The organism is Dapis brunnea BLCC-M229 (assembly GCF_050015995.1).
In the GTDB taxonomy this organism is placed as follows: Bacteria; Cyanobacteriota; Cyanobacteriia; order Cyanobacteriales; family Microcoleaceae; genus Trichodesmium.
This window is the reverse complement of record NZ_JBNHEP010000296.1, coordinates 71,314-87,527: the sequence shown is the minus strand read 5'-3', so window position 1 is coordinate 87,527 and position 16,214 is coordinate 71,314. Positions and strand designations below refer to the sequence as shown.

At 37.5% G+C, this 16,214-nt stretch carries 12 protein-coding genes; 7 read left to right on the top strand and 5 right to left on the bottom strand.

The window, feature by feature from the left end; genetic code table 11:
- Positions 1-21 precede the first annotated feature (21 nt).
- Entirely contained in the window at positions 22-462 is a 441-nt protein-coding gene (locus ACP6PM_RS34235) for a tetratricopeptide repeat protein (protein ID WP_426591311.1), read from the bottom strand.
- Positions 463-1,262: 800 nt separating this feature from the next.
- On the opposite strand from ACP6PM_RS34235, the gene ACP6PM_RS34230 reads away from it, so the two are divergent.
- Complete coding sequence (locus ACP6PM_RS34230) at positions 1,263-1,457, top strand: zinc ribbon domain-containing protein (RefSeq protein WP_426591310.1); 195 nt, start codon at positions 1,263-1,265, stop codon at positions 1,455-1,457.
- Between the two features lie 736 nt (positions 1,458-2,193).
- On the top strand, positions 2,194-4,287 hold the full coding sequence (gene fusA, locus ACP6PM_RS34225) for an elongation factor G (protein WP_426591309.1): 2,094 nt from the start codon (positions 2,194-2,196) through the stop codon (positions 4,285-4,287).
- Between the two features lie 556 nt (positions 4,288-4,843).
- Here fusA and ACP6PM_RS34220 read toward each other — a convergent pair.
- Positions 4,844-5,128 carry a GTPase family protein gene (locus ACP6PM_RS34220; protein ID WP_426591308.1) on the bottom strand — a complete coding sequence of 95 codons (285 nt, stop codon included), beginning with the start codon at positions 5,126-5,128 and terminating at the stop codon, positions 4,844-4,846.
- On the opposite strand from ACP6PM_RS34220, the gene ACP6PM_RS34215 reads away from it, so the two are divergent.
- Complete coding sequence (locus ACP6PM_RS34215; protein WP_426591306.1) at positions 5,127-5,357, top strand: helix-turn-helix domain-containing protein; 231 nt, start codon at positions 5,127-5,129, stop codon at positions 5,355-5,357. The two genes, ACP6PM_RS34220 and ACP6PM_RS34215, sit on opposite strands and share 2 nt — an antisense overlap.
- Positions 5,358-5,950: 593 nt before the next feature.
- Here ACP6PM_RS34215 and ACP6PM_RS34210 read toward each other — a convergent pair.
- Positions 5,951-6,235 carry a hypothetical protein gene (locus ACP6PM_RS34210; protein WP_426591305.1) on the bottom strand — a complete coding sequence of 95 codons (285 nt, stop codon included), beginning with the start codon at positions 6,233-6,235 and terminating at the stop codon, positions 5,951-5,953.
- A 363-nt stretch (positions 6,236-6,598) separates the two neighbouring features.
- Between ACP6PM_RS34210 and ACP6PM_RS34205 the strand changes: the two genes are divergently transcribed.
- The gene (locus ACP6PM_RS34205; protein ID WP_426591304.1) at positions 6,599-9,577 is read left to right on the top strand and encodes a Tn3 family transposase; all 2,979 of its coding nucleotides are present in this window, start codon (positions 6,599-6,601) and stop codon (positions 9,575-9,577) included.
- Between the two features lie 233 nt (positions 9,578-9,810).
- Here the strand turns inward: ACP6PM_RS34205 and ACP6PM_RS34200 are convergent, their stop codons facing one another.
- Positions 9,811-10,704, bottom strand: a complete 894-nt coding sequence (locus ACP6PM_RS34200) for a tyrosine-type recombinase/integrase (RefSeq protein WP_426591303.1) — start codon at positions 10,702-10,704, stop codon at positions 9,811-9,813.
- A 76-nt stretch (positions 10,705-10,780) separates the two neighbouring features.
- Between ACP6PM_RS34200 and ACP6PM_RS34195 the strand changes: the two genes are divergently transcribed.
- Positions 10,781-11,242, top strand: coding sequence for a helix-turn-helix domain-containing protein (locus ACP6PM_RS34195; protein WP_426591302.1), 462 nt, complete (start codon positions 10,781-10,783; stop codon positions 11,240-11,242).
- Positions 11,243-11,978: 736 nt separating this feature from the next.
- Here the strand turns inward: ACP6PM_RS34195 and ACP6PM_RS34190 are convergent.
- A complete protein-coding gene (locus ACP6PM_RS34190; protein WP_426591301.1) occupies positions 11,979-12,953 on the bottom strand; it encodes a helix-turn-helix transcriptional regulator in 975 nt (324 codons plus the stop codon).
- Between the two features lie 1,072 nt (positions 12,954-14,025).
- Here ACP6PM_RS34190 and ACP6PM_RS34185 point away from each other — a divergent pair.
- Positions 14,026-15,369, top strand: a complete 1,344-nt coding sequence (locus tag ACP6PM_RS34185) for a TIGR03279 family radical SAM protein (protein ID WP_426591300.1) — start codon at positions 14,026-14,028, stop codon at positions 15,367-15,369.
- A 244-nt stretch (positions 15,370-15,613) separates the two neighbouring features.
- Positions 15,614-16,214 (top strand): hypothetical protein (locus ACP6PM_RS34180; protein WP_426591299.1); only part of this gene is annotated, 601 nt, incomplete at its 3' end.

Here is a 16,214-nt window from a genome sequence, read left to right as displayed (position 1 = left end):
AAAATAATCACATCATATCAATTAAGTGTCAGTTTTCCTAGATTCTTTTCTCGCCTTTAATAACTCTAGATTTTTTTTGACAATAGTGATAGCTTCTTGGTTTCCCTCTTGGAGATATAATTCTCCTGCCTGTAATAAATTTGCTACACTTTCATCATCTTGACGTAGATTAGCAAAAGCCAAACCTCGATTATGATAAGCTTCAGCAATATTAGAATTAGTCTGTATAGCTTCAGTAAACTTATTGATAGCTTGTTGATAATTTCCTACTTGAAAAGCCTCACTTCCTTGTTGAAAGTTTACTGCTGTTTCTGGTGGTCTTAATGAAGATATTGATATGGGTTCTGTAAATAGGACAGAAATACTTCCTTGTCCACGATAAGCATATATCATGGCACCAATAGCAATGCTAGTTATTAATCCAAAAAATATTAACCAAGTCAGAAAATTTTCGATCTCCATATAGATAATGATATAGTTCTAAGTACATTAAAGCATAACTATTCAAACTTTAATTATCAATAACTCGATCTAGGAACGATCGCTCTTGCTGAGATACAGATTTAGAATTTTCGGGAAAAGGTAATTAGGGAACAGAAAAAAATACTGTACCTCATTCATAAGAGAACTACTATAACTTTGTTAACTTCTTCTGGAAGAAGTTAACATTTTTTATTCGATCGTCATAAATTGGTTACTAGGAATTTAGAATGCTTAAAATTAACAGCAAAAAATTGTCAATTATCTACCTTATGAAAGTTTCATAATTTTATTGAGCAGGGGAGTAGGGGAGTGGTGGAGAAGTAAAAATAAGAATAATTGAAATTAACCAGCTAGTAATTATCAAAAAAGTTATTCGGGCTGCCTAAATTACTTAATAATTGAATTTCTACCCAAGTAGAGCATTACTTTTGGTAATTGGTATTATTGAATGGTTAAAAAGCCAAAAAGAAGTAAAACCAGAAAAATCATAGAGCTATGATAGAGTCAAAATATGGAGTTAAATTTCGTTATTTAAAAAGTCACTATAATCTTTATAATTCAGGATAAATGAGTTGGTAAAAAGACAAAAAAATCTCCCAAACGAGATGGTAAACTTGTGAAAAATCAACATCAATAAATCGGCGTTGGTAATTGGTGGGATGATTTTATACTAGGGGTGATACCCACCAGTTACTCTGGTTAAATATTTAGAGGTATTAAAACAGATTACTTTTAAAGTTTCATCTCTTGATTTACCAACGCCAATAAATCTGTCATTTATGAGCATAAAGTTGAGAATAAATATAAACTGGAAAGCTAAGTATTATAGATGGGAGCCAACTACAAGTAAATGCTCTTGTTGTGGTTTCAAGGGTGGTAAGTTAGACCTTCAGGTGCGAGAATGGGAGTGTCTAAACTGTGGCAGGAAGCACGATAGAGATGAAAACGCAGCGATAAATATATTAGACATCTAGTGAAAATTAAAAATAGAATCAATTCTTATCCAGAAATTATCAATTACTCCCCTCCTGGGAGGGGTTACGGGTGGGTTAAGTGTTCCCTGTTCCCTCTTTTCCGGAGAGGTCTATTAGTCGCCGGAGGGCATCTCTCCTGCCTCCTGCGGAGGAGCTGCGCTAACGGAGGAGCTTCGCTAACGGAGACAAAAAACGGACGTGGAGATAAGCGTAAGACTAGCGCCAAGGTAGTAGCAGCCTGTGAAACGTCAACCCACTGAAGAGCTACGGCTCGGTAGGAATCCCCGTGCCTTTAGGCTGGGGAGGATGTCAAAGTAACTAATTAAGGGATGTGCCATGGTACTCCCTACAATCTTTAATAGTGGCCAATACTTCCCTTCTAGCTATAGCACTACACATTTAAGGCACGGACATTGGTAAATCCTAAAACTCAGTCATAGATAACTTTTGAATTTTGACTTTTGAATTTTGACTTGCATGTAGCGCTATAGAATGGTCAAATCTTTGCCCACCCAACGCTAATTTTTGGTCAAGATACTTTACAATCAGCAATATAGCTAAGGGCATAAAACAGGATTTCAAACAGTATCTTTGGAAATCCAACCTCAGCTAGGGGCCAGCCTACCAGCAGAAATCTATAAGTACTGATTTTTCCCCTAGCTACCAAGGTCAAATAAACCCCCTATGTGTAATACTAAAAGAACACAGTTTGTAACATCTAACAAGAGAGTTAAATATGGCAAAAGACCTCACTCGTTATCGCAACTTCGGCATCTTCGCCCACGTTGATGCGGGCAAAACCACCACAACAGAAAGAATACTAAAACTAACCGGAAAAATCCATAAAATCGGTGAGGTCCACGAAGGTGCTGCGACAACAGACTTTATGGAACAGGAGCAAGAGCGGGGTATTACGATTCAGTCCGCCGCCACAAGCTGCTTCTGGAATGACCATCAATTAAATATTATTGATACCCCTGGCCACGTTGACTTTACCATCGAGGTATATCGTTCTCTCAAGGTACTTGATGGTGGTGTAGGTGTATTCTGTGGCTCTGGTGGTGTGGAACCCCAATCTGAAACTAACTGGCGTTATGCTAATGATTCTAAAGTTGCTCGGATTATCTATGTAAATAAGCTCGACCGTACAGGAGCTGATTTCTACAGAGTTGTGAAACAGGTTGAAGATATACTCGCGGCCAAGCCATTAGTAATGGTATTACCTATTGGTATTGAGAATGATTTTGTGGGAGTTGTGGATCTCCTCACCCGCAAGGCTTGGGTCTGGGATGATTCTGGAGACCCAACCAAATATGAAATTAAAGACGTTCCAGAGAATATGGTTGATGATGTCGAGAAATATCGGGAAATGTTGGTTGAAACTGCTGTTGAGCAAGACGACGACGTAATGGAAAAATATCTGGAAGGAGAAGAGCCAGATATTGATACCCTCAAAGGTTGTATCCGTAAGGGAACTAAGGAACTGGCTTTCTTCCCCACCTACTGTGGCTCATCTTTCAAAAATAAGGGCGTGCAGTTGGTACTTGATGCAGTTGTAGATTATCTCCCTAACCCTACTGAAATTAAACCACAACCAGAGATTGACCTAGAGGGTCACGAGACTGGTAAATTTGCCTACGTTGACCCAGAAAAGCCCCTGCGTGCTTTGGCATTCAAGATTATGGACGACAAATATGGTGCTTTGACCTTTACTCGCATATATTCTGGTACGTTGTCCAAGGGTGACACAGTATTGAATACTTTTACAGGCAAAACTGAGAGAGTTGGACGTTTGGTGGAAATGCACGCTGACTCCCGCGAAGAAATTGAGTCTGCTCAAGCAGGGGACATTGTTGCTATTGTGGGGATGAAGAATGTCCAAACTGGCCATACTCTCTGCGACCCGAAAGAACCTGCTACTTTGGAACCGATGGTGTTCCCTGACCCAGTAATTTCTATTGCTGTGGCAGCTAAGGACAAAGGTTCTGTGGAAAAACTGGGCATGGCATTGAGTAAAATGGTTCAGGAAGACCCTTCTTTCAGAGTTGAGACAGATGCTGAAAGTAATGAAACCATCATTAAGGGTATGGGTGAATTACATTTGGATATTAAGGTTGATATTCTGAAGCGGACTTATGGGGTAGATGTGGAAGTTGGTAAGCCACAGGTAGCTTATCGCGAGTCTATTACTAAGCGTCTTGAAGATAGCTATACTCACAAGAAGCAGTCTGGTGGTTCCGGTCAATTTGCTAAGATTGACTATGTGATAGAACCTGCTGAAACAGGTGATGGTTTCCAGTTTGAGTCAAAGGTGACTGGTGGAAATGTGCCCAGAGAATTTTGGCCTGCTGTGCAAAAAGGCTTTGAAAGTAGCTTTGAAAAGGGTATGTTAGCTGGTTACCCTTGTGTGGATATGAAGTTCACATTAACAGATGGTTCTTATCACCCGGTTGACTCCTCGGCGATCGCTTTTGAAATTGCTGCAAAAGCTGCTTATCGTCAGTCTTTTTCTAAAGCTTCTCCTCAGCTACTTGAACCAATAATGAAGGTTGATGTGTTTACCCCTGACGATCATGTTGGTGATGTTATTGGAGATATTAACCGTCGTCGGGGAATGATTAAGTCTCAAGACTCGACGGCAACTGGTAGTCGCATTAAAGCAGATGTGGCATTGAGTGAGATGTTTGGTTATATTGGTGACTTGCGGACTATGACTTCTGGAAGAGGTCAGTTCTCAATGGAGTTTTCTCATTATGCACCTTGTCCTGCTAATGTAGCGGAAGTGGTAATTAAGGAAGCTAAAGAACGTCAGGAAGCTAAAGCTAAATAGGTAATAAGCATTCAGCGGTCAGCGATCGGCTTTTGCTGTGGAAATAGCTGAATGCTTAGGTTAATTTGAACATATACAGGGCTAAAAATTTAGGCGTTGGTCAATGCGTAATGCTTTTGTCTCAAATATCTATGAAAAAAATATAGTTGTACGGTTCATAAATATTGAAGAGCATTACCTAATAACCAACCCCAAAATTTAAGTATTGATGCCCTGTATTTTTGTATTTTTGACTAAAAGACATCTCCGAAAATTAAAAATAGAATCAATTCTTATCCAGAAATTATCAATTACTCCCCTCCTGGGAGGGGTTAGGGGTGGGTTAAGTGTTCCCAGTTAAGTGTTCCCAGTTCCCTCTTTTCCGGAGAGGTCTAAAGAAATGTAAGCATGGCGATCGCTATCAGTTTCAAGTAGCTTTTATATCAAATCTGCTGGCAATGGAAGTATTATAAGAAACCTGGTTTATCGGAGGTAGATGTTTATCTGGTCAAGCATTTAATATAAAGCCGGTTTCTACGCTTTTTACATTGATACTACCGGATTTGATATTATTTAATCATCGTGTATATGCTGATTCAGATTCCTCAATTTTGGGCAAATTATAGTACCATAATTCCCTTTTATTTCTCTTCATAACAACTTTTTCAACAGTCATCGTACAAGGTTTAACTAAATTAGTTGATTGATTAATATTGAACACAACATTAATCAATGAACTTTTAGCAATACCAGCTTGACTAATAACAACAGCAACAATAAATGTTGTATTTACAGTTTTAACAAAAGTTTCAATTACCTGTTTGTTCAGCAGCTCAATTTGTTCTTGAGACAAAGGTTGCATGATGTTTTTATCCCGTTCTAAGAGAAATTGGCTAGCTGAAAATTTAGAGTCTAGCAGTTCCGCGTTATCCTATGGTTTTCAGGACTTATTTGGCTTGAGTCCTATGCGTTATCTCAAGGTACGACGACTTCATGCAGTGCGACAACACCTGAAGGCAAGCGAACCCGAAAGTTTTAGCATCGCCATCCTCGCCAGTAAATTTTGGTTCTGTAATTCCGGCGTTGCATAGTTGTGGGATGATAATTAAATTTGCACGCATCTGAAACTTTTGATTGATCGGGCTAAATTTTTGGATACATATCAAAATCATCCCTTGATAATGCAACGCCGTAATTCCGGTCATTTTGCTAAACCCATATTCCGCACGTCAAGTTGTAATATTAAAAGTAGTATAAAAAATGGTAGCGCGGGTTCGTATTTATACTCTATAAATCCTATTCATTGACCTTTCTCAGGAGTCAGATTCTCAGGAAAATATTAAGCATAAATACTCAATTACTTACTCCTATTGACCACTTTGATTGCCTCCTGTCTCCTGTCTCCTGTCTCCTGTCTCCGTTTTTCATGCTACATTTTGTCGTGCGGAATGTAGGCTAAAGATTACAAAACCATGTTTGGAGAGTTGCCTTCAGAGACTTTGCAAAAGACTGGAAAAAGTTAGTTTGGGTGTGGATGGATAAAATATCTCTGGAAGTTATATCATTGAAGATAAAGAGGCGATCGCCATTGCCAATGAGGAAGGGCGATCGCCTATTTGTAATCCAGATTCAGACTAAAACGCGATTCAAATGCAAATCATGTAAGAATCTCAGGGATTGCGAGTTAGTCGTGAGGACTAATCAATTGAGTTGGAGCTTGGACAGCGATCGGATTTTCTGGTTCCCGATGAGGATACTTTTCGATCATCTTCAGATGCTCGTCCAGCATATTTTGGATGGGGGTGACTGTCCAGAGATAAGGGTACAACTCGCCGTACTTCTCTCCTGGATCTCGTATGACGTTGTAAACTTCCATTTCAGGTAAGCCACCAGAACTCTCCCCTGTGGGGAAAAACTTCAAGTCTTCATAGCGGATCGCCCCTACTTGCGAGCCATTGTAGTGGAACATATAGTTCCGGCGGGAATTATCTTCACCCAACAGTAACAGTGCAGTTTGATCTACACCGTCGGTGATGCGATCGCCCTCGATGTAGTCCATAGCCCCACCAATTCTTGCTGCAGTTGTGTAGAGGCGTAGATCGAAGGTTCGTGCAACCAGGGGCAATCGCAGCTCAAAACACTTGACTTGTATGGATTTCAGATTTGGGAATCTCAACTGTTGTTAGTCTTGATTCATAAGGAACCCAAATTTATGTTTTTTCTTTGATAAACCATTTCAAATCTGCATTTTTTCTAAATTTCTCAAATTCTGACCATCTCTTCACTTATCCTTTTAGGCCACTGATATTAGCTTATGTGGAGAAAATAGTGAATGGTCAAATCACATTGGAAGACAGAAGAACTGGTTGAAAACTGGACAATTATTCCCCAAGAATTAGAACTAATTCAGAAGAAAAAAATTGGTTCTAATCAGATTAGTTTTGCCATTTTACTAAAATATTTTCAACTCATGGCTCGTTTTCCTGACAAGAGTGAAGAAATACCAGACATTATTATTTATTACATTGCATCCCAACTGAAAAAATCCCCTCAATTGTATTCAAAATACGATTGGCTAGGACGTACTATTAAAAATCATCGTGCAGAAATTCGTCAGTTATTCGGATTTCGGACAGCTACTCTTAACGATGCGTCAGATATCTTTAACTGGTTAATCGAAACAATCTTACCCCACGAACAAAGATTTGACCCCCTACTAACTTCAGTCTATCAAAGATTTCGGGAACTTCATATTGAACCTCCTACTCCTAAACAAGTTGAGCGTTTAATTCGCAGTGCCATTACTCAGCATGAAACCAACTTTTGTCATCAAATTTTCTCTCAACTATCCCAGAAAGTAATCTCTCAAATTGATCTACTCTTAACCACAGAAGAATCAGATGAAAAAGAAGATAACACCGACCCCAAAAAATTTAAAACATCAGATTTTGCTTTTCTCAAAACTGACCCAGGCCCAGTAGGTTTAGGGAGTTTTCTAACTGAAATAGAAAAACTCAGACTAATTCAGAAAATAGGCTTACCCACTGATTTATTAACCGGAATTTCACCAAAGCTAGTAAAAACCTATCGTCAACGAGCAGCAACAGAAACCCCATACCTTTTACGCCAACATCCCCCCACTATTCGCTACACACTCATGGCAGCTTTCTGCATTCAACGTAGTCAAGAAATTACGGATAATCTAATAGAATTACTCATTCAAATTATCCATCGTATTAGCGTCAGAGCCGAAAAACGTATACATACTCAACTAATAGAAGACTTCAAGCAAGTTACAGGAAAACAGAATATACTCTTCCGTATAGCAGAAGTAGCAGTAGCTAAACCTACTGGAGTCATTGAAAAAGTTATTTATCCAATAGTACCCCAACAAACCCTCCAAAATTTAGTCAAAGAATATAAATCTACAGGCATAGCTTATCGTCAAAAGGTTCACACCGTCATCCGTGCATCCTTTGCCAACCACTACCGCCGGATGATTCCCCTACTCCTAGAGACCTTAGAATTTCGCTCCAACAATGACATTCATCGTCCAGTAATTCAGGCAATAGAGCTACTCAAGAAATACGCTCAAAGTAGAGCTAGATACTATGAAAATGGAGAAAACATACCCATTGATGGAGTACTAAAAAGTGGTTGGAAAGAAATCCTTTTAGAAAAAGACTCCGATGGAAAAGAACGCATTAACCGCATCAATTATGAAATCAGTGTTTTACAAACCCTTCGAGAAAGATTATCCTGTAAAGAAATCTGGGTAACAGGAGCATATCGCTATCGAAATCCCGATGAAGATTTACCCACAGATTTTGAACAACACCGTCAAATATATTATCAAGCTTTAACCTTGCCAGAAAATGTAGAAACTTTTGTCTGTAACCTACAACAAAAAATGGTTGACTCCTTAGAAAAATTAGACAAAGGAATGCCTGATAATCCAGATGTTAATATTGTCAGAACAAATCAAAGTTTAATTAGAGTTAGTCCATTTCCACCAGTAAATGAACCCCTAAATCTCAAACAACTAAAAGGAGAAATTAATCGCATTTGGCATCAAACCAGCTTATTAGACATTCTCAAAGAGACAGATTTAAGGGTTAACTTTACTCGGAACTTCAAGAGTATGGGAACACGGGAAATTATAGATAGAGAAACGCTACAAAAAAGATTACTACTTTGTCTCTACGGCATGGGAACAAATACAGGACTAAAACGCATTAATACAGGCATCAATGGCGAAAACTATCAAGACTTACTCTATGTCCGCCGTCGCTATATTCATAAAGAACAATTACGCAGTGCCATTACTGAAGTTATTAATAGTATCTTTGAGATTCGTTTACCACAGATTTGGGGAGAAGGAACCACAACTTGTGCCAGTGACAGTAAACATTTTGGAGCATGGGAACAGAATTTAATGAACCAATATCACCTCCGTTATAGAGGTCGAGGAGTGATGATTTATTGGCACGTAGAGAAAAACTCAGCCTGCATTTATTCTCAACTCAAAACTTGTTCTTCAAGCGAGGTGACTGCAATGATTGAGGGTGTTTTACGTCATTGTTCTAGTATGGAAGTTGAGAAAAACTATGTAGATAGTCACGGACAAAGTGAGATAGCTTTTGCTTTTACTCATTTGTTAGGATTTCAATTAATGCCTCGGTTAAAGCGAATTAAGGTACAAAAGTTGTATCGTCCTCATGTTGGCCAGCCAGAAGCTTATCCTAATTTACAACCAATTCTGACTCGTCCTATTAATTGGGATTTAATTCGTACTCAGTATGACCAAATGGTAAAATATGCCACAGCCTTGAGATTAGGAACGGCAGAAACAGAAGCTATTTTAAAACGTTTTAGAAAAAATTCTTTCAAACATCCAACTTATTTAGCTTTAATAGAATTAGGAAGAGCTATTAAAACAATTTTTCTGTGTGAATATCTTGAAAAAGAAGCAGTACGAAGGGAAATAAATGAAGGTTTAAATGTTGTGGAAAGATGGAATGGGGTGAATGATTTTATTTTCTACGGCAAAGGAGGTGAATTTGCTTCTAATCGTTTAGAAACTCAGGAATTATCAGTATTATCTTTGCATTTATTACAAAATTGTTTGGTGTATGTGAATACCTTGATGATTCAGAGTGTATTGGCAGAGCCACATTGGGAAAAAAGGTTGACGGAGACAGATTTACGGGCTATTACACCTTTGATTTTTAGTCATGTTAATCCTTATGGTACATTCAAGCTAGATCTCAAAGAAAGGATTGCTCAATTAAGCCCACAGAATGTGGCGTAAGGAAACTAGAGATAATAATGGGCCTGACGGTACTTTGCAACACAGACTGAATAGTTTTTAAGGGAACTATGGGCTGACGAACTTGGTTATAACCTATACGAAATAAGACTTGTAGCCACATCTATACAGTAAATACACGCGCCCAACACTCACTTTTCAGAGCAAGAGTATTATCAATACTCTTTTATTATGGGAATTTTTTTTCGCATTAATATATATTAAATATATACTTATCAGTCATTTTTTAATAGTATTTTTAAAGCGTTTTGAGCAACTTTTTCTGCCCTTAATGATGTAACTTTTTGATACTTTAGAGTAGTTTGAATGTGAGAATGACCCATTAAAGCTCGTAACTCTTCAATTCCCATTAAACCCACTCTTTCTGTGGCAAAAGTATGACGTAAATCATGGAGTCTTACTCCTGTTAATATAGGACTTTGATTGGTTACTTCTCTCCATAAGCTATAAACTCGATGGTAGGATAATCGGGTCACAATTTTGGTTAATGGATGTCTTGCTGTAAATAGAGCTTGATGAGGGTTGTAGCGATAATATTGGATATATTTTTCTAAGTGGGTAGCAGCATCTTTACTATAAAAACACCAGCGTTTTTTATTACCTTTACCTATGACTTGAAATTTACAATTATCTCGGTCAATATCTTCTAAATTTAAGGACAATAATTCACTGATTCTTGCTCCTGTGCGATGCAGAAGTCTCACAATAGTATGTAGACGAATATCCGGTTCAACTAATTGATATAAGGTTTCTAGTTGTTCATTAGTTAAATAACGAATTACACTATCATCTTGATGTTCGCCTTTGGAGCGATTCGGTTTTTGTTGTTGTATCCCTGTGGCCGGATTTACTTTTATATAACTTTTTTGTACAGCAAAATTGAATAAAGATTGTATAATTATTTGATGACGGTTATGGGTTGTATAAGATAAATGAGTTAAGGAGGTTAAATAATCTTCAATTAGTTTTCTATTAATAATTTCAATGGAGTAACTACCAAACTTTTCTAGTAAGGGCATTAAAGTTACTTCATAAGATAATTTGGTAGAGTTAGATAGGCTGTCTCTATAAATAAATTCAGTAGCAACTAGAGCGAGAGTTTTAGTCACACAAAAAGAGTTATTATATTGTTCTTTTTCTTGTTCTCTGTAAGTGACTATTAAACAGGATTATTATTATATTTTTATGTATATTATTGATTCATCAAAAACCCCAAAACCAGAAGAAACCGTGGGCGAGTATTTGAGGAGACTGAGGGAAAGTGCTAATATCTCTCAGCAAGAGTTGGCAGAAGCTGCTGGTATTCATCTACAAAGTTTAGGTAAGTTGGAAAGGGGTTTAACTAAACGTTTAAATAGTAAAACCAAGAAAGGATTAGCTGTTGCTTTAAATATTCCAGAAGAATATCTAGAAGCGGTATTAAATGGAACATCTGTTGAAGGGGTAATCAAAAAGCAGTTTTGTCCTCGTTGTTGGAAAGGTGGTACTACTCCAGACCCAGTTTGGACTCTTTCTCGTGCTAAATATTGTTTAATTTGTGGCAATAGTTTATTAAATTCTTGTCAAAAATGCCAGGAACCTTTAATGTCTTTTAAGCATAAGTTTTGTCCGAATTGTGGTACTCCATATACTAAAAAAAATAAGTAGTGGGACGAGTGAAAAATGAATGTAAAAATAGCTTCAAATCTAGACAGGGAAAACTATTGACCTGCATTTATGATATCAATTCCCAAAACTGATATCTAAGATAGGCAAAGGCTGAAACTTATACAAGTCAATAGTTTTAAGCTGCGATTGCCCCTGGTTGCACGAACCTTCGATCTACGCCATTAAGCAGGCCCTACTTCGGTCTGAAGTAAAGTTGCTGTGAGAGTAGCATCATCTTGAAAATCACCTAGACCCCAAAACTGGAATTAGATCCCAATACTATATTTCTGAAATAATTTGTAAGATCAAAGTTAAAATCTGTTAAGTAGGTAGTAGACTGACACATCTAAAATGGTGCGTTACGACGAATTGCTGAATTTCTTTCATAGTATTAATTTAAGCCGTCTAACACACCCTACAATTTTGCACTAAATTAGCTGTGTCGGTCCAGTAGGTACGAATAAACCTAACTATGTAACGAAATGTTGATGTAGTCAAAACCCTAGAGAATTGCTGTCCGTTCCGGAATGCTCCGCAAGCCTTCCACTTCGTTCCAGTCGCTGCGGACGTAGTTGTAAATTTTCCCACTTACCTAACTTATGTAGCTGGTTTGAGTTAACAACTTTAAAAATTTAATAGTTTAAATCCTTTGTTTCTACTATTAAGCATACATAAATTTTGAGATGCACCTTTTTGTGGAATTTTTTTGTTTCAAACTTGTATTAAACAAATGGGTTTATCGTCTTAAGGTTTCTGTTGGGTTTTCGTGAAAAAGCTTGCGGTACTCTGCTGCAAACCGCCCTGAGTTCCAAAAACCATAGCGCGATGCAATATCAACTACTGTTGAGGTTTGTGGATTTGCCAATAGTAAAGCTTCACGGACTTTTTGTAGTCGCTGTCTTTTGACAAATTGCATTGGTGTAATCTTAAGCTTGTCTTTAAACACTTTAAATAGAGTACTCGGCGAAACCCCTAGTGTCCCTGCGATCGCTTCAATCGTCAGAGGTTGATTCAGATTAGCTATTATATAATCCTCAGCACGACTGAGGGTCAATAATGAGGATCTGGATGTGGAGCGAGGAAGATCGGCAACGCCATCTTCTAGATAGAATAATTGACTCAAGAGAAATCTCTCATACTCAGAGATTGCTAAGGGAGAGTTCAACAGTGGACTGACTTGCTCAAATTGCTGCCAAAGAAAAGAAAGGCTTTGATATAAGCTGCGACCATGGGGAGAGGCAAGGTTAATTTTGATCGGTATTTTGACAGGCTGTATTTTTGCCCACTCTCCCAGACTCTGCGCATAAGCATCAAGGAAAGCTAAATCAAACATGGCTACTAGCATTTCCGAATGCTTACATCTCATCTTAAGCAAATCTGTTGGGTTATGACCGATAGCAAGTTTATGGTCATATTTATAGACTTGGCTACCTTGAACTAATTCAACCAGTCCCCCAGTGACAAAAGAGATAGCTATATAAGACCTATTTTGTTCAGGGATAACTTGCACACCCTGGAAATTTACTTTAAATAGTTTTATATGGGGAGGCATCAAAGCATTTACACGACCCTTAAAATCTACAATTTTTTCTAGAGGGAGAAGTTGAATTGGCCCTGTTACTAGGGCAAGGGTATCAGCAAACTCGTCTGGATCGTTGCTTTTATAAATTACTGAAGAACTGCAAGAGCTTTGGTTAAATAATTTAGCCATGGATCTTATCGGTTAATGAGTAACAAATAGTTGACATTATTAACTTTTAATTTTTATACCTTGATTCGGCAATGCCTTAGATATAAAATTTAACCATTAAATTTTAACTTTAAAACGGTTCTGTTACAAAAAAGATTAATACCAATTTAATAAAATATTGCTACATTTACGATACAGATAACAGGATATAGGAGAAGAAAAATACAACAAAAAAAGAGGAAAAAGTATTTAATTTTTATTATTTATGGAATTTATATATTTTTTATTGTAGTAATAAATTACCAATTAAGATGTAAATGTCTATCGGGACTTTAGTGAAAAAACAGTAAAAAAAAGGGTATAATATATACCTGATATGTATTTTACGTTAATTACTGGCCGGGGGTAAGTTTGATGAAAGAAACAACTTCAGTGGCCATGCTTTCTTGTTTCCATCGATGGTGCGTTCGCGCAAGCGTTGCGTAAGCAAATCGCTTTAACGATGTATTAAAGACAAAAGCTCAAAAAACTGGGTTTAGAGACTATATAGGAGGATTACTCTTGAGAAAGTCAAAAAAAAAACTTGTCTCAAATGTCGAATAACACCGTAGGTCTGTCATACCACAAATTACGGCATTTTTTAGTTATAGCAAATTGGTCCGTAAATGCTGGTATGGGAGCGTCGTCTTCAAGTGATGTGGGAATCTCGTCAAACAAAACCTTCTCGTTCATTTTTTCCCGTGTCTAGGGGAACACTGAAGCATCGGCATATTTAACCAATCCTATCTGTTTTCAGAAGAGGTAATTATTAATTATTAATTATTGAAAGCGCTTTTCATTTCAGTAGGGACGTTGCATCCAACGTCCCTACCGGGTTATCATTTTTTTAATGTGGTTCATTTATCTGAAAACTGCTGTATGAGTTTTGGTCTGATCTGAACCGTATTGTGCTACATATAACTAAATCAGGACTTACGCAAAGGAACTATAATATAGTTTTTAACACTATATATGTGGTCTCTGCGTAAGTCCTATAAATTTTTCTTTCTTACTTCCTTACTTCCCTCTTGCTTCTTCCTTCTTCCTTCATAAAATGAGTAAAACTTCTATCAAACCTGCTCTAATAACTAAAGTAATACCCGACTCTATCGCTGCCGAAATTGGTTTTGAACCTGGAGATACGATCGCTTCTATTAACGGACAACAACCAAGAGACCTCATTGACTATCAATATATTTGCGCTGACGAATACTTAGAAATAGAAGTTATCGATGCCAAAGGTAAAACCCATCATATTGAAATAGAAAAAGACTACGACCAAGACTTGGGGTTAGAATTTGCCACCGCTCTCTTTGATGGTCTAATTCAATGTAACAACCGTTGTCCGTTTTGCTTCATCGACCAACAACCACCAGGTAAACGAGACACCCTCTACCTAAAAGATGATGACTATCGTCTGAGTTTCCTCTACGGTTCCTACCTAACTCTGACTAACCTCCCACAACGGGAATGGGAAAGAATAGAACAAATGCGACTTTCGCCTCTGTATATTTCTGTTCATGCTACCGAACCAGAATTACGATCGCGTCTTTTAAAGAATTCCCGCGCTGGTAAAATACTCGAACAAATTCAGTGGTTCCTGGAACGACGATTGCAAATACACGCTCAAGTTGTGGTTTGCCCAGGAATTAATGATGGTATTCACCTGGAACGTACATTATTAGATTTAGCTAAATTTCATACTGGAGATATACCCGCAGTCGCATCCGTAGCAGTCGTACCAGTTGGGTTGACTCGTTTTCGCCCTACAGAAAATGAACTAATACCCGTCACTACCGCAAAAGCAGAAGAAGTCATAGACCAAGTGCAGGAAATTCAGGCCAAACTCAGACAAACATCTGGGACTAATTGTATTTGGTTAGCTGACGAATGGTTTTTAATTGCCCGTCGAGAATTGCCCCCCGCTTCAGAATATGAAGATTATCCTCAAATTGGTAATGGTGTCGGTTCAATTCGCCAGTTTTTATCACAATTTGAAACTTATGTCAAAGAATTTTTTGAATCAGACATTTGCTTAAGCACCCAAAGAAAATTAACCTGGGTAGTAGGGAATGCAGTCGAGAAAGCATTCGTAGCGATCGCCAACCGACTAAATCAAATTGAAGGATTGGAAGTAAATATGGTAGCCTTATCTAGCAATTATTGGGGACAAGACATCACTGTAACTGGACTATTAACAGGCCAAGACTTGTTAGAAGGTTTACAGGGACGAGACTTGGGAGAAGGAATTTTGTTACCTTCAGTAATGCTGAAACAAGGGGATAATCTGTTTTTAGATGACATGACCCTAGAAGAATTAGCAGCCCAACTCCAGACAAATATTTGGCCAGTTGCTGGAGTAGAAGAGCTAATATTAACTGCTGTGAGCGATCGCTGAGTCAATAAAAAAGAAACAGGAGTTAGGCAAAGGTACTATATATAGATATAGAGTGCAAAAACTATAACGTTATAGTTTTTAACGCTATATATGTGGTCTGGTGCGTAAGTCCTAAGAAATTAAGGTTATGGGAAAATCTCTAATTTTTCACTAATTAATTTAACTTTTCACCTTTAATTTTAGCAAAGCAATTAACTCATTAGTTTAAAATATCTGTTGGACTTGGAGACTAATAAAAAAATCCATGAGTGTTTTTCGTAATATTGTAGTAGTAGGAGTAATTGGAGCAGTTATTTCAAATGCAGGCGAGGGTTCTTCAGCCCCACCACCTATGCATTCTCAAAGTAATACTCCTGAAAATTCGATTTTAGACCCAGAAGAGGTCAAAGAACAATCTGTTGAGGTGAAAGAAACTCAAGGAGTAAATTTAGATATTAACTCTTTGGAGAATAAAGGAATTAGTCAACTCAGATATCAAGGTAGTTTACTAGAAAAGTTAAAATCCAATTCTTCAGGTACAAAAGTACGAGTACCATCAAACAAACACTCAGAAATCAATATCAATCAACAATTATCTGAATCAAAAGCTAATCAAGAGAGAATTTCCGCATTAAAAGAACTAGAAAATATATACGAAAATACAGGTAGTTTATTAGCAGAATTAAAATCTCATAGACAAGAAGAAAATATTTCTCCTTCAGAGTTAAAATTTAAACAATCAATTATTCTGAGGTATAAAGATACTGAAAAATTCAACTTATACTCAAAAAATGTAGCAGAACTGGGCAGCAAATCAAATTCTAGTTTATTAGACTTGCTAGAGTCGAAGTCGGAAAATTCTCAGG